Source organism: Ruegeria sp. BE3 (genome assembly GCF_056538865.1).
The window spans coordinates 157,204-171,441 of record NZ_JBQFTW010000004.1; the positions used below are offsets into that span (position 1 = coordinate 157,204).

Here is a 14,238-nt window from a genome sequence, read left to right on the forward strand (position 1 = left end):
CGCCTTGGTCAGGCGATGCCCTGATAGATTTCCGCGACTTTGGTCACGGCTGCCTCGGGGCTGAGTTCTTCGCTTTCACCCGTGCGGCGGCAGGTCAGTTCAACCACACCATTCTTCAGACCACGCGGACCCACGGTGATCCGCCACGGCAGACCGATCAGGTCCATGGTGGCAAACTTGCCCCCCGCCCGTTCATTCCGATCATCATAAAGCGGTTCCAAGCCCAGCGCCGTCAGCGCGCCGTAGATTTTCTCGCAAGCCGCATCCGCCTCTTCATCACCTTGCTTCAGGTTCACGATGCCACAATGGAACGGAGTCACGCCTTCGGGCCAGATGATGCCCTTGTCGTCATGGCTGGCCTCGATGATTGCGCCGATCAGGCGGCTGACGCCGATACCGTGGCTGCCCATGTGAACGGGAACCGGCTTGCCATCCGGCCCTTGGACGGTTGCGCCCAAAGGTTCGGAATACTTGGTGCCGAAATAGAAGATCTGACCAACTTCGATCCCGCGCGCCACGCGGCGACGCTCTTCCGGGATCTGGTTGAACAGCGCTTCGTCATGAGTTTCGTCGGTGCGCGCGTATTTCGAGGTGAATTCTTCGAGGATCGCCTGACACTGCTCGCGGCTGTCATAGTCGATCTCGCGATCGCCAAAGGTCAGATCGGTGACAGCGCTGTCATAGAACACTTCGGATTCACCAGTATCGGCCAGCACGAGGAATTCGTGGGTGTCGTCTCCGCCGATCGGACCAGAGTCAGCACGCATCGGGATGGCTTGCAGACCCATGCGTTCATAGGTCCGCAGATAGCTGACCAGATGGCGGTTATAGGCGTGCAGCGCGTCCTCTTTGGTCAGGTCGAAATTGTAGCCGTCCTTCATATAGAACTCGCGCCCCCGCATCACGCCGAAACGCGGGCGGATTTCGTCGCGGAACTTCCACTGGATCTGGTAAAGCGTCAGCGGCAGATCTTTGTAGCTGCTTACATGACCGCGGAAGATATCGGTCACCAGTTCTTCGGCCGTGGGCGTATAGAGCATGTCGCGGTCATGCCGGTCTTTCATCCGCAGCATTTCCTGACCGTAGTCATCATAGCGTCCGGATTCGCGCCACAGGTCTGCCGATTGCAGGATCGGCATCTGGATCGCGATATGCCCTGCCCGCGCCTGTTCCTCGTGCACGATGTTTTCCAGCTTGCGCAAGACTTTGAAGCCCAGAGGCAACCAGGAATAAATCCCGGCCGCAGCCTGCTTGATCATTCCTGCGCGCAGCATCAGCCGGTGGCTGACGATCTGAGCCTCGGAGGGGTTTTCCTTGAGAACGGGCAGAAAGTAACGGCTGAGGCGCATTGTTTAACCTTTAAAGGTGAATTTCGACATCAAAAGGTGATTATGCCAAAGCCTCGCCGGGGGCAATCGCGCATTGGCGATTTTGCGACCCAAGGTCAGTCGGTTTTTTGATTGACCCGCCAGTCAGGGTTCTGAATTCTGACAAGACCGCAAGTTCATGAGGCGCCCATGCAGACCATCCAGGAACCCGCCCGCCAAATCCCCGTGATCCACCAAACCGACATTCTGGTGGTCGGCTCAGGCCCTGCCGGGTTGGCCGCCGCGCTGGCTGCCGCGCGCGCGGGAGCAGAGGTTACCATCATGGATCGCTTCGGCTGCATGGGCGGCAACATTACCGCGGTCGGTGTCGAGGGGTTTGCCTGGTATCGCCATGAGCAAACCGTCGAAGCGGGTGGCATCGGGATGGAGTTCGAGACCCGCGCCAAGGATATGGGCGCTGCCGTGCCCGAGAGCCAGTCGCTGAGTTATGAGTTGGACAGCGAAGGTTTCAAACTGGTCGCAGATCGCCTGATCGAAGAGGCGGGCGTACATCCCATGCTGCATCGGCAGTTCGTAGCTCCGATTATGGAGGGTGACCGGATCACCGGCGTGATCACCGAATCCAAAGCCGGGCGCGAAGCAATTCTGGCCCGTGTCGTGATTGACGCCACCGGCGATGCCGATGTGGCCCATCGTGCGGGTGCCCCGACACATAAGACCCCGCGTGAAGACATGATGGCCGCCTCGGTCATGTTCCATCTGGCGGGCGTGGACAAACGCGCCTTTATGGAAGGCATCAAGGCCGATCCGCAAACCTACAAGGACTGGGGTGGCGGTGGTGAGTGGAATATCGAAACCTCGGGCAAAGAGGACGACATGTTCTCTCCGTTTGTAAAAAAACCTTTCCAGCAGGCCATCGAAGAGGGTCTGATCCCAGCGCATCTGAACACCATCGCGGGCACCTGGGGCGCGATGCACGACACCGGAGAGCTGACCTATATGAACCTGATCCATCTGGATCAGGTCGACGGCACCGACCCCGACAGCCTGACACGGGGCGAGATCGAGGGGCGCCGACAAACGATGCTGGCCATCGACGCGCTGCGCCGTTTCATGCCCGGTTGCGAAAACGCCCGTTTGCGGAATTTCGGAATGACTATCGGCATTCGCGATACCCGCAAGATCGACGCGGTTTACAACATGACCGAGGATGATGCTCGCCATCAGGGTCGGTTCGAGGATACAATCGGTATCTATCCGGAATTCATCGACGGCTATGGCATTCTGATCCTGCCGACGACGGGGCGCTACATGCAGGTCCCTTATCGCTCGATGCTGCCGAAAGGCATCAAGGGCCTTCTGGTCGCCGGGCGGTCGCATGGAGCGGATCGGGTCGCCCACGCAGCGACGCGCAATATGGCCTGCTGCGCGGTCATGGGTCAGGGCGCGGGTATTGCCTCGGCTATTTCTTTGAAAAGCAATCAGGAACTCGACAATATGAACCTGACCCCCGTGCATCGGGAACTGGAGCGACAAGGCGTGAGGATCACCTGATGGACCATATCCCAACCATCGACATCGCTCCGCTCGCCAATCCTGCTGATCCGCAGTTTCAGGCCACAGTCGCGCAGATCATGGACGCGTGCACAAGCATCGGGTTTCTGTCGATCACCGGAACAGGCATTGAACCTGAAAGCATTGATCAGGTACGCGACTGCGTGCGATCGATCTTTGATATCGAAGAGACCAGCAAATGGGATCAGGCCATCACCCGCGAAAATTATCGCGGGTATATCCCGATGGGGTTCTTTACGCCCAATGATGGTTCGGGCGCGGCGGACAAGTACGAAGGATACAAGCTGCATTTCGAAGCGGCTGAGAATGCTCCGATCCGAGCGGATTGCCCGCTTTACGGCCCCAACATCTGGCCTCGCGAAGTGCCGCAGGCTTGCGATGTGATCCTGAGTTACTGGCGACAGTTGGATGGCGTGACCGATCTGCTGCTGGGCGCGTTGGAGGTGGGGCTTGCGGTACCGCCAGATACCCTGCGCGCGGCATTTCGCGATCCGATGACCAACATGACCCTGCTGCATTATCCGCCGCAGGCCCCGGATGAAGGCGGCTATGGCATCCACCCGCACAAGGATACCGACGCGCTGACGATCATCGCACCCGATCCGGTCGGTGGACTTGAAGTGCAAACCCGCACCGGAGGCTGGATTACGCCAGACTGTCCACCCGGCGGTTTCGTGGTCAATATCGGCGACATGCTGGAGCTGTGGTCAGGCGGGCGGTTGAAATCGACCCCGCACCGGGTCGTCAATCGATCCGGGCGTGAACGCTATTCCTTCCCCTATTTCGCTGTTCCACGCCACGATGTGGTGGTCGCACCGCTGCTATCCGCCCTGCCAGGCTTTGACCGGCCGTCGGTACATTGCGGACATTGGTCGGCGGAAATCTGGCGCACCAACTGGCCTGACGAAACGGCCACGGGGGATACTCCGGAACTGGGCACTCTGACCGACTGACGCACGAAAACCGCGCCCGATGAACCGCTTGCATCATGGGGCGTCATGGGCCAAGAACACGGCAACGCTGTGCAACGAGGGAATGCGCCATGGCCTTGCCGGTGAAGGATCAGCTCAGATACTGGGGCTTCGCCACCGCGATCTTTGTGGTGATTCTATACCTTCTGGGTGACGTGCTGCTGCCTTTCGTGATCGGCGGAGCAATTGCCTATTTCCTCGACCCCGTGGCCGACCGGCTGGAAAAGCTGGGTCTGTCACGGATGGCCGCGACAGGCATCATTACAGTTGTCGGCGTGCTTGGCTTTGTCCTGATGATCCTGATGGTGGTTCCCGCGCTGATCACCCAGTTGCTGGATCTTGTCGATACGTTACCAAGTCTTTTCAAACAGCTGCGCGCCTTTATCGAGAAACAGTTCCCGGCCCTGCTGGACCGCGAATCTAACACGCACCAGATGCTGGTCTCGTTCGGAGAGACGTTGAAATCCAAGACCGGGGATGTGCTGCAGACCGTCCTTACCTCGCTGGGATCCGCGATCAACGTTGTTGTACTGCTGGTTATCGTCCCCGTCGTGGCCGTCTATCTGCTGATGGATTGGGATCGCATGATCGCCCGGATCGGAGAGCTGCTGCCCCGCGATCACGCGCCCACGATCAAGCGTTTGGCGGGTGAAATCGATGCGGTTCTGGCCTCGTTCGTGCGCGGAATGGGAACCGTCTGCCTGATCCTTGGCACCTACTATGCGGTGGCGCTGATGTTGGTCGGCCTGCAGTTTGGCCTGATCGTTGGTTTCATCGCCGGTCTGGTGACGTTCATTCCCTATCTGGGCGCATTGATCGGAGGCACCCTGGCCATCGGTCTGGCGTTGTTTCAGTTCTGGGGTGACTGGGCACATGTCGGCATGGTCGCGGGTATCTTTGCCATCGGGCAGGTGACCGAAGGCAACTTTCTGACCCCGAAATTGGTTGGCAGTTCGGTCGGCCTGCATCCCGTCTGGTTGCTGCTGGCGTTGTCTGTCTTCGGCGCCCTGTTTGGCTTTGTGGGCATGCTGGTTGCGGTGCCAGTCGCTGCGGCCCTAGGCGTGCTGGCGCGGTTCGCAACCCAGCAATATATGGGCAGCCGCCTCTATACCGGGCTTGAAGGGCTGCCGCAGGAAGACGAATAATGGCCACCCAGCTGAGCTTTGATCTGCCGTCCAAGACCGCCTTGGGCCGCGAGGATTTTTTTGTCTCGCCTGCCAATGCGCTGGCGGTTGCGATGATCTCGGCCACGTCCTGGCCCGGCAACAAGCTGGTGCTAAGCGGCCCTGCTGGATCTGGCAAAACCCATCTGGCCCATGTCTGGGCAGCCGAGACCGGCGGGCGGATCGTGCAGGCAGCCGCCCTGCGCTATGACGACGTACCCGATCTGGCCCGCGCGCCCGTTGCGGTTGAGGATGTTCCGGTGATCGCGGCTGATGCAGAGCAACAGAAAACCCTGTTTCACCTGCACAACCTGGTGCTCGCAGAAGGGCACGCCCTGCTGATGACCGGACGCGCCGCCCCGAAGCATTGGCAATTGCCCCTGGCCGATCTGCAAAGCCGGGTCGAGGGCGCGCATCACGTCGCGCTTGAGGCGCCCGACGATGCGCTGTTGGGCGCGGTGCTGGCCAAGCTTTTTACCGACCGACAGCTCAATCCCGGGCCGGATGTGATCGCCTATCTCGTCAAACACATGGATCGCAGTTTTGAAGCCGCCGCGCGGATGGTCGAGCAACTCGATGACATTGCGCTGACTGAAAAGCGTGACATCACCCGTACGCTGGCGGTGCGTCTATTGAACACAGAAGCCGAACAATCGGATGTCGACAATTGACCGGTGCGGGGTGATCTCGCATCCTGTCGCGCAAAAGACCTGGGGACACCATGACCAAGACCGCCGAGACTGATTTCCCGGATCACGGGCTTTTCGGAAAGCCTCTGTTCGAAGACCCGGGTGCCCGCGCGCTGTCTCGGGTCGGGGTCGTCGATATCGGGTCGAACTCGGTCCGGATGGTGATCTTTGACGGTGCAGCACGTTCGCCCGCCTATTTCTACAACGAAAAGGTGATGTGCGAACTTGGTGCGGGCCTGTCTGAAACGGGCCGGCTGAACCCGGCAGGCCGCAAACGGGCATTGGCCGCCTTGCGGAGATTTCAGTTTCTCGCCAACGATCTGGGTTTGCCTGCCCTGCATGCGGTTGCGACGGCCGCGGTGCGCGAGGCCAGCGACGGGCCGGAATTCTGCGCCCAAGTCGAAGCTGAAACCGGTCTGATCATCAACGTAGTCGATGGCGAGGAAGAGGCCCGGCTGTCAGCGCAGGGCGTGTTGTTGGGTTGGCCGGGCGCTTATGGGCTTATCTGTGATATCGGCGGATCTTCGGTCGAGCTGGCCGAGATTGGCGGCGGCAAGGTCGGGCGGCGCATGACATCCCCTCTGGGGCCGCTGAAGCTGCGCGATATCAAGGGCGGACGACGTGCGCGCAAGGCCTATATCAAGAAAACTCTGGAAGAGATGCGCGACCGGATGGGCCCCCAGCGCGACCGTCTGTTTCTGGTCGGCGGCAGCTGGCGCGCCTTTGCCCGGCTGGACATGCTGCGCCGGGGTTATCCGCTAAACGTTCTGCACGAATACCGCATGACTCAAGGTCAAGTGCGTGAAACCATAAAGTTCATCGAAAATAACGACCCGGATACGCTGCGCGCGCAGGCCGGCGTTTCGGGATCACGTATGGCGTTGATCCCGTATGCGATGGATGTGCTGACACGGTTGATTCGCACGTTCAAACCCAAGGATATCGCGATCTCAAGCTATGGGATTCGCGAGGGTTTGCTGTATGAGCAGATGCCTCAACGTCTGCGCGACCGTGATCCGCTGATCGAAGCCTGCCGTTTTGCCGAGGCCAAGGATGCGCGCCTGCCCGGCTTTGGGAAACACCTGTTCGATTTTGTCACGCCTCTGTTCCGTTCGGCCCCCGATCAAAAGATACGGCTGATCAAGGCCGCCTGTCTTTTGCATGACGTAAGCTGGCGTGCCCACCCGGATTACCGGGCCGAAGCCTGTTTCGAATACGTCACCCGCGCCAACATGAGCGGGATCAAGCACTCCGAGCGGGTGTTCATCGGGCTGGCACTACAACACAGATATCGCAACAAGCGCGAGGGTAGCCGCTTCATCGACCTCTATGAACTGCTCGACGAGCGCGGGCAGGAGCAGGCCGAGATTCTGGGTAAGGCGCTCCGCTTTGGAGCAATGTTGTGGATGCAGAGTGACGCGACCATGGGCAAACTACGCTTTTACCCTAAGAAACAAGTGCTTGAGCTGCGCCTGCCCAAAGCAGCTGGCCCGTTGTTCAACGAGGTGGCCGAGGCACGATTTAGCTCTCTGGCATCGGCGCTGAAATCCGAACCGCGCGTGATCCTGCGGGGATGATCAGATATCAGTGAAGCCGTCCGAAGGTTCTTCTTGCGGAGCGCGCTCCTCAGGTTTTTCTTCGGATTTCTTGCGGATGATAATATCACCATTCGGCAGCATCTCGGGCGCTTCATAAGCGCTCCAATCCCGCACCTGAGCGGCCAGTTCAGCCAGTGCCGGACCCATTTCCTGCATGAAAGACTGCAAGGCCGGGCCGAACTGATCTGCAAGCCCCCACAGGTCTTCGAGCGTGGGTTCCATTTCCTGGCGCAGGCCTTCCAGGAACAACTCGGCGCCCCGCTCCATAAGAGATTTGTCCGAATCTTCCTGCGCCTGAGCAGGCAGAGCCAGTGCGGTGCATGCCGCAGAGATCAGCATAAGATGTCTCATATCGTGAATATAAGCAGCTGCAGCGAAGGTTGAAAGGTCAGAGCTTGATATCCAGCGTCACCGGGAAGTGGTCTGACGCGGTGAGCAAGGCTTCGCGCAGCTCGGGATTGGCCCAACAGGCAGCGTCACGAAACGGATGCCAGATGCGCCAGTCCGGCTCATAGGCGCGCAGGTCATCGCTGATCATGATGTAATCCAGAAGTGCTTCGAGATACCGCCCTTCTTTCGGGCGGGCAAAGCGCGCTGTTGCCGGAACCGGACCGGGGCGCAGTTCCAATGCTTGCGCAGCATGGGGGTCGTACAATCCCGCCTGCAGCAGAATCTCGACCGATGAGCGGCCAAAGAGATGTTCAAACTCGTCCAACCCCGGCCCGTCATTCAGATCCCCCAACAGGATAACCGGTTCCTGCTCTGCCAAATGGTGCTTGACTCGCCGGGCCAGCCAAACCGCCTGGGCCAGCTGCTTGCGACGGTTGGCAATCGAGATACGGATCATCTCGTCGCGCGACCCGGCCCCATGCGGGGCTTTGGATTTCAGATGCGCCCCGATCAGACGGAACACCTGCCCCGAGGTTGTCTCAATCGCCATCTCCATCGGCGGTTTCGAGAACTGTACCTGATCCTCGGTCGCATCCACATCCAGATCGATGCGAAACTCTTGGTCAAACCGTGGGGCATCGTCGGTCTCCATCGGGTCGTGACGGGCCTTCAGCACTTCCGGGTCATAGAGCAATGCCAGTTCCTGATGGGTGTTGTTGGCAAATCCCATGATCGCATGGTTTGTGCGCAGATCGAAGGCCGCAGCAAAACCCTGCAGGGCGCGCACCGTATTCTGGGTTTTACCTGTATTCGGGGCCTCGACGATCAGCACGGCATCGGCGTCAATCGCCGTCAGAACCTTGGCAATTGCTTCGATCTGCTGGGCCTTGGTCACATCGTGGCGACCCGACCAGCTGTCGTCAACCACGAGATTATCCTTACGATCAAACAGGTTGGCGAACCATTCGATATTGTAGGTCGCCAGACGCACGGCTCAGACCCGGGCGCCGTTGATCTCATCCCAGGCGCGGTTGATGTCGATCATCTTTTTCTCGGCCAAACGCACGGCCTCTTCCGGAACGCCACGGGCTATCATTGCATCGGGATGCGTTTCCCGCACGAGCTGTCGCCAGACCTTGCGAATTTCCGACAGTGGAGCATCGCGCGCCACGCCCAGAACGGTATAAGGGTCCTTCGGGGCATCCGGCACGAAACGCGCCCGCAACGCCATAAACTGCGCGTCGGTCTGGCCGAAGATGCGGCTGACATCCTCCAGAAACTGGTTTTCGTTGGGGTGATAAAACCCATCCGCCATGGCGATGTGAAACAGCCCCTCCATCAAATCGCAGAGCGTCGTGCTGTCTTCGGCAAACATGCCGGCAATCTTGCGGGCATAGTCCTCGTAGCCCGCAACGTCGGTTCGGGCCATGTCAAAGACCTTGGCCGCGCCGTCTTCATCCTCGGGCGCGATCTGAAACACTTCGCGGAATGCCGTCACCTCATCCCGTGTCACCTGACCATCGGCCTTTGCCATCTTGGCCCCAAGTGCCACGACGGCAATCGCAAAGGCCACCGAGCGCTCGGGCGGCGTGCGCAGTTTTTCGAAAACTGCGGTCAGGCTTTCGCCTTGGGCCAGCGCGTTCAGCGCGTCGGCTATTCTGCTCCAGATTGACATGGGCGCACCCTAGCGTGACTTGACGCGACTGTCAGGTGCGACAGATGACTGCGGGCCGAGTATTTTTTGCATTAGAACAAGATCCAACCGTTGCCCCCATTTGAACCCCACTTCGGGCATACGGCCCACCTGTTCGAAGCCAATCGCCGAATGGAAGGCGATCGCTGCAGGGTTAGCCGATGAAATACCCGCGACAAGAACATGTACTTTGCTTACGGCTGCGATGTCCTCCAATGCCTGCATTAACGCCCGGCCCATACCCTGCCCTCTGGCTTGCTGCACCAACTGGATCGAATGTTCGCAGCATTGCGCGTATCCGGGACCCGCGCGGAAGGTCCCGTAGGTCGCAAAACCCTGAACCTCGCCATTGCGCTCGGCCACCAGAAAGGCAGGGCCTCGGGTTTCGATCTCTGCGGCCACACTTTCGACGCTACGCTCATCGGTGGTGAAGGTTATCAGCGTGTCACGGATGATCGCATTCGCAATCGCCGCAATTTCGGGTGCGTCTTCGGCTACCGCTTGACGGATATTCATTCCAGCACGCGCAGCCCGTGGGGTGTCTCAATTTCGGCGCACAATGCAGCGGGGCCGCTGTCAAACACGACATGATCCAGCGCACCCAAGCTCTTGGCCAGATCCAGAGCATCCGGGTGGCACACGATCAGGCGGCGCAACCGGCAGCCGCTGTCTTGCAGCATTTGCGCCGGATGCAGATCACCCTCCCATTGGATGAGCGCGGGAAAGAGATTGTCGAACGGCAGACGTCCGTTTGGTGGGACCGCCATCCGCCAGCGTAGAGCCCCCCGGGCCAGATCGATAGGCTGGCCGACACCATCGGGAAAGACGGTCAGCGATGCCTCAATATCCGGAACCCGACAAATCCAGTTTGTCAGGCGGGGTGATCCGGCGAACCGATCCAGATCGAACCAACGGGTCCTTTGAGGGTTGGGGGCTTCGGGGTCGATTGCAATAGCTTCCAGATAAAGCCCGTCGCGAAGACCCAGTAGCCGGTTATACGTTCCGAATTTTTCGTGCTTGCCGCCCGCCTGCAACCGCACGCCCAGCGCCTGTTCGATATGGGCAGAGGCCTCTTCCAGCGTTTCGCCTGCAACGGCCAGATGATCCAGTAACATGAAGACGCCTCCCAAAGACAAACGACCAGACCGCATGGGTCTGGTCGCATGTTTTCCGCAAAGGCGCAGGATCACAAGATTTTTCGTACGAAAAATCTTGGCCCGCGTCAGGTTTTGGCTTCGCCGATCAAACGCAGGATATCTTGCGCAGCATCGGGGATATTGGTTCCGGGACCGAAGATTGCCTTGACGCCGTGGTCATAAAGGAACTGGTAGTCCTGCTGCGGGATGACACCACCACAGATGACGATGATATCCTCGGCCCCGGCCTTTTTCAGCTCCTCGACCAGCTGTGGCGCCAATGTCTTGTGCCCGGCAGCCTGTGATGAGATCCCAACCACGTGCACATCGTTGTCCACCGCGTCCTGTGCCGCTTCTGCAGGGGTCTGGAACAGAGGGCCAACGTCCACGTCAAACCCGATATCCGCGAACGCCGTCGCGATCACCTTGGCACCGCGGTCGTGACCATCCTGCCCCATCTTGACCACCAGCAGACGCGGACGACGACCCTCGGCCTCGGCAAAATCTTCAATGGATTTCTGGATCGCGGCAAAACCTTCGTCACCTTCGTAAGCGGCACCATAGACACCGGCCAGGGTTTTCACTTCGGCGCGGTGGCGGCCAAATTCCTTTTCCATTGCCATGCTGATCTCTCCTACGGATGCGCGGGCACGGGCGGCCTCGACGGCGGCGGCCAGCAGGTTGCCGCCTTCTTTGGCGGTGTTGGTCAGGGCGTCCAGCGCCGCTTGGCAGGCGGGCTCGTCTCGAGTGGCGCGGATGCGTTCCAGACGGGCGACCTGTGCTTCGCGCACGGCCACGTTGTCGACGTCCAGAATGTCGATCGGGTCTTCCTGTTCCTTGCGGTATTTGTTGACGCCGACGATGACTTCTTCACCCCGGTCGATCATGGCCTGACGGCGCGCCGCGCTTTCCTCGATCCGCAGCTTGGGCATGCCGCTGGCGACGGCCTTGGTCATACCGCCCATTTCCTCGACCTCTTCCATCAGGGCCCAGGCTTTTTCGACCAGCTCGTTGGTCAGGCTTTCGACATAATAGGAACCCGCCAGAGGATCGACCACATCGGTCACGCCGGTCTCTTCCTGCAGCACCAGCTGCGTGTTCCGCGCGATGCGGGCCGAGAAATCAGTGGGCAGCGCAATAGCCTCGTCCAGAGCGTTGGTGTGCAGCGACTGCGTGCCGCCCAGAACCGCGCTCATGGCCTCATAAGCAGTACGGATCACGTTGTTATAGGGGTCCTGTTCCTGCAACGACACGCCCGAAGTCTGGCAGTGGGTGCGCAGCATCTTCGAGCGTTCGGATTTCGCACCAAACTCGGTCATCACGCGATGCCACAGGGTCCGCGCGGCGCGCAGTTTGGCGATCTCCATGAAGAAGTTCATGCCGATGGCAAAGAAGAAGGACAGACGGCCTGCGAACTTGTCCACGTCCATCCCGGCCTCGGTTGCGGCGCGGACATATTCGCGCCCGTCCGCCAGCGTATAGGCCAGTTCCTGCACCAGGTTCGCCCCGGCTTCCTGCATGTGATAGCCCGAGATCGAGATCGAGTTGAATTTGGGCATCTCGTTCGAGGTGTAGTCGATGATGTCCGAGATGATCTTCATCGACGGCTCAGGCGGATAGATATAGGTGTTGCGCACCATGAACTCTTTCAGAATGTCGTTCTGAATGGTGCCCGACAGCACGGATTTGTCATGCCCTTGCTCTTCACCCGCAACAATGAAGCTGGCCAGAACCGGGATCACCGCGCCGTTCATCGTCATCGAGACTGAGACCTTGTCCAGCGGGATACCGTCGAACAGGATTTTCATGTCCTCGACACTGTCGATGGCCACACCTGCCTTGCCGACATCGCCCACCACGCGCGGGTGGTCGCTGTCATAGCCGCGGTGCGTCGCTAGGTCGAAGGCGACGGAAACACCTTGCTGACCCGCGGCCAGATTGCGCCGGTAAAAGGCGTTCGATTCCTCGGCGGTCGAGAAACCGGCATATTGGCGAATGGTCCACGGGCGGCCCGTATACATCGTCGCCTTCACGCCCCGTGTAAACGGACCAAAACCGGGCAAAGAATCCATATGCGGCAGATCAGCGGTATCTGCCTGCGTATAGAGCGGTTTGACGTCGATGCCTTCCAATGTTTCCTTGGTCAGATCGTTCAACGGGCGTCCGCGCAGCTCTTTCTCGGCCAGCGCCTGCCAGTCTTTCGTGTCGGTCATGTCGGTTTCCTCTGTTCAATTCCGGTTTCGGCGGGGGTGGCCCCGCACATATTTTCATCTGTCCGGCAGATCAGTTCGGCCCGCCCATCAGCACCTGAGGCCAGCCATTCCAAATCATCGGCGTAGTCGGCCCAAAGCTTCATCGCCTGTTCAGCGCTCAGTCCATAGGGCGCGGGCATGGGTGCAGCATTCAGCGCAAGGCCGTCGCTGAATGCGGGCGCGGGGCCAGTCATCAGCGCCGCAAGCTGCGCCTGCTGACAGCCCGCGAAATCCTCGAAAGGCAGAACGAGCAATGGGACGTTCGGGAAGGCGTGACTTAAGTCGGTGACGACACCGCGCCAGCTCCGCTTGCTTTGCACGATGCGTTTCCATTTTGCCGGCTCTATAGGGTCATCGCCACGTTTGAACTTGTAGGCGGCCACGGAAGACCAATACATGTCCAACGCTCGGATATTCAGAGCGATTTTAGTCACTCTGCCACCAAAGGCCTGCGCCAAGAGATGCCCGCGCTTCTGCAGTCCGGGATAAAGTGACGCGAAGGCAATATTGCGCGACATCGAGCCCACAAAGTTTTCTTGGCTGACCAAAAGCTGCATCGCACCATCTTGCTGACATGCGTCCAACTCGCGACGTATCCTGCCACAGACCTCGGGCGTTAGTTTGTTCAGGCTGTTGAGGCCATTGGAACGTGTTCGTTCCGGCCCCCAATATGCCAATCCTTGATTGGCGAGTATCTGAGTATTCCGGCTCAGATAGTTCTGGAAACTGGTGCTTGCACACCGATGTGCGCCGCAATGCAGGATAATTTCCATCCGCTTACACTCCTGTCCGAAAGAACGAAGGAATGGCGGGTTTTCTGTACCCTCTGGTGGCTACTTGATGGATAGAACCGCGTCTGATGAACATATTTTTGATGCTTATGGACATTTCGCCGGTCGCATTCGCCCAAGCAGAGGCTATATTCATCACAACAGGAGGCCACATGACACGCACGCTTGCCCTTGTTTTCTCGGCACTATTCCCGCTGGCCGCCATGGCAGCCGACGGGTCCGCACCTGCGGATGACGCTTTTGTCCGGCCCGCGGGCGATAGCACGCTGGATGAGTTCCTCTGGGTCAATCGCCCAATCGTCGTCTTCGCCGACACGCCCGCTGACCCGCGTTTCCAACAGCAGATCGACATGCTGCTGGAAGGTGAAGAGGCGATGCGGGATCGCGACGTGATCGTATTGACCGATACCGATCCAAAGGCGCGGTCACCAATCCGCTCGCAGCTGCGGCCTCGCGGGTTCCAGATGGTGTTTGTCGACAAGGACGGCGTGGTCAAGCTGCGCAAGCCCAGCCCCTGGAGCGTGCGCGAGATCGGCCGGTCCATCGACAAAACCCCTCTGCGCGAACGCGAAATCCGCGAACGGCGTGAGGGCGGCTGAGCGCTTTCGCCACGCCCGAAGACCCCGGCGCGGAACGCCGGAGACCCGGTGTG

At 59.6% G+C, this 14,238-nt stretch carries 14 protein-coding genes; 6 read left to right on the forward strand and 8 right to left on the reverse strand.

What is annotated here, in order from left to right:
* Positions 1–8 precede the first annotated feature (8 nt).
* On the reverse strand, positions 9–1,349 hold the full coding sequence (gene proS / locus ACR0AZ_RS12160; RefSeq protein WP_480470411.1) for a proline--tRNA ligase: 1,341 nt from the start codon (positions 1,347–1,349) through the stop codon (positions 9–11).
* A 168-nt stretch (positions 1,350–1,517) separates the two neighbouring features.
* Here proS and ACR0AZ_RS12165 point away from each other — a divergent pair, with 168 nt between their 5' ends.
* From ACR0AZ_RS12165 to ACR0AZ_RS12185, 5 genes are all read left to right on the forward strand, one after another.
* On the forward strand, positions 1,518–2,882 hold the full coding sequence (locus tag ACR0AZ_RS12165) for an FAD-dependent oxidoreductase (RefSeq protein WP_480667546.1): 1,365 nt from the start codon (positions 1,518–1,520) through the stop codon (positions 2,880–2,882).
* Complete coding sequence (locus ACR0AZ_RS12170; RefSeq protein ID WP_480470413.1) at positions 2,882–3,856, forward strand: isopenicillin N synthase family dioxygenase; 975 nt, start codon at positions 2,882–2,884, stop codon at positions 3,854–3,856. Before ACR0AZ_RS12165 ends, ACR0AZ_RS12170 begins: the two co-directional genes overlap by 1 nt.
* A gap of 89 nt (positions 3,857–3,945) precedes the next feature.
* A complete protein-coding gene (locus ACR0AZ_RS12175; RefSeq protein WP_480470414.1) occupies positions 3,946–5,019 on the forward strand; it encodes an AI-2E family transporter in 1,074 nt (357 codons plus the stop codon).
* Positions 5,019–5,708 carry a P-loop NTPase family protein gene (locus tag ACR0AZ_RS12180; protein WP_480470415.1) on the forward strand — a complete coding sequence of 230 codons (690 nt, stop codon included), beginning with the start codon at positions 5,019–5,021 and terminating at the stop codon, positions 5,706–5,708. The genes ACR0AZ_RS12175 and ACR0AZ_RS12180 overlap by 1 nt, the downstream gene beginning before the upstream one ends.
* A gap of 50 nt (positions 5,709–5,758) precedes the next feature.
* Positions 5,759–7,303: a Ppx/GppA family phosphatase gene (locus ACR0AZ_RS12185; RefSeq protein ID WP_480470416.1), complete on the forward strand. Its 1,545-nt coding sequence runs from the start codon at positions 5,759–5,761 to the stop codon at positions 7,301–7,303.
* Here ACR0AZ_RS12185 and ACR0AZ_RS12190 read toward each other — a convergent pair whose 3' ends face one another.
* The 7 genes from ACR0AZ_RS12190 to ACR0AZ_RS12220 form a co-directional block, all read right to left on the reverse strand.
* Positions 7,304–7,675 (reverse strand): hypothetical protein, encoded by a 372-nt coding sequence (locus tag ACR0AZ_RS12190; RefSeq protein ID WP_480470417.1) that lies wholly within the window; start codon positions 7,673–7,675, stop codon positions 7,304–7,306. It abuts the gene before it with no gap.
* Positions 7,676–7,712: 37 nt separating this feature from the next.
* Entirely contained in the window at positions 7,713–8,705 is a 993-nt protein-coding gene (locus ACR0AZ_RS12195) for an endonuclease/exonuclease/phosphatase family protein (protein ID WP_480470418.1), read from the reverse strand.
* Between the two features lie 3 nt (positions 8,706–8,708).
* Entirely contained in the window at positions 8,709–9,389 is a 681-nt protein-coding gene (locus tag ACR0AZ_RS12200; protein WP_480470419.1) for a TerB family tellurite resistance protein, read from the reverse strand.
* A gap of 9 nt (positions 9,390–9,398) precedes the next feature.
* Entirely contained in the window at positions 9,399–9,923 is a 525-nt protein-coding gene (locus ACR0AZ_RS12205) for an N-acetyltransferase family protein (protein ID WP_480470420.1), read from the reverse strand.
* Positions 9,920–10,522, reverse strand: coding sequence for a VOC family protein (locus ACR0AZ_RS12210; protein ID WP_480470421.1), 603 nt, complete (start codon positions 10,520–10,522; stop codon positions 9,920–9,922). Before ACR0AZ_RS12210 ends, ACR0AZ_RS12205 begins: the two co-directional genes overlap by 4 nt.
* A 107-nt stretch (positions 10,523–10,629) precedes the next feature.
* Positions 10,630–12,756, reverse strand: coding sequence for a methylmalonyl-CoA mutase (scpA, locus tag ACR0AZ_RS12215; protein WP_480470422.1), 2,127 nt, complete (start codon positions 12,754–12,756; stop codon positions 10,630–10,632).
* Complete coding sequence (locus ACR0AZ_RS12220) at positions 12,753–13,568, reverse strand: hypothetical protein (protein ID WP_480667547.1); 816 nt, start codon at positions 13,566–13,568, stop codon at positions 12,753–12,755. The genes scpA and ACR0AZ_RS12220 overlap by 4 nt, the downstream gene beginning before the upstream one ends.
* A 170-nt stretch (positions 13,569–13,738) precedes the next feature.
* On the opposite strand from ACR0AZ_RS12220, the gene ACR0AZ_RS12225 reads away from it, so the two are divergent.
* Positions 13,739–14,185: a DUF4174 domain-containing protein gene (locus ACR0AZ_RS12225; RefSeq protein WP_480470424.1), complete on the forward strand. Its 447-nt coding sequence runs from the start codon at positions 13,739–13,741 to the stop codon at positions 14,183–14,185.
* Positions 14,186–14,238 lie beyond the last annotated feature (53 nt).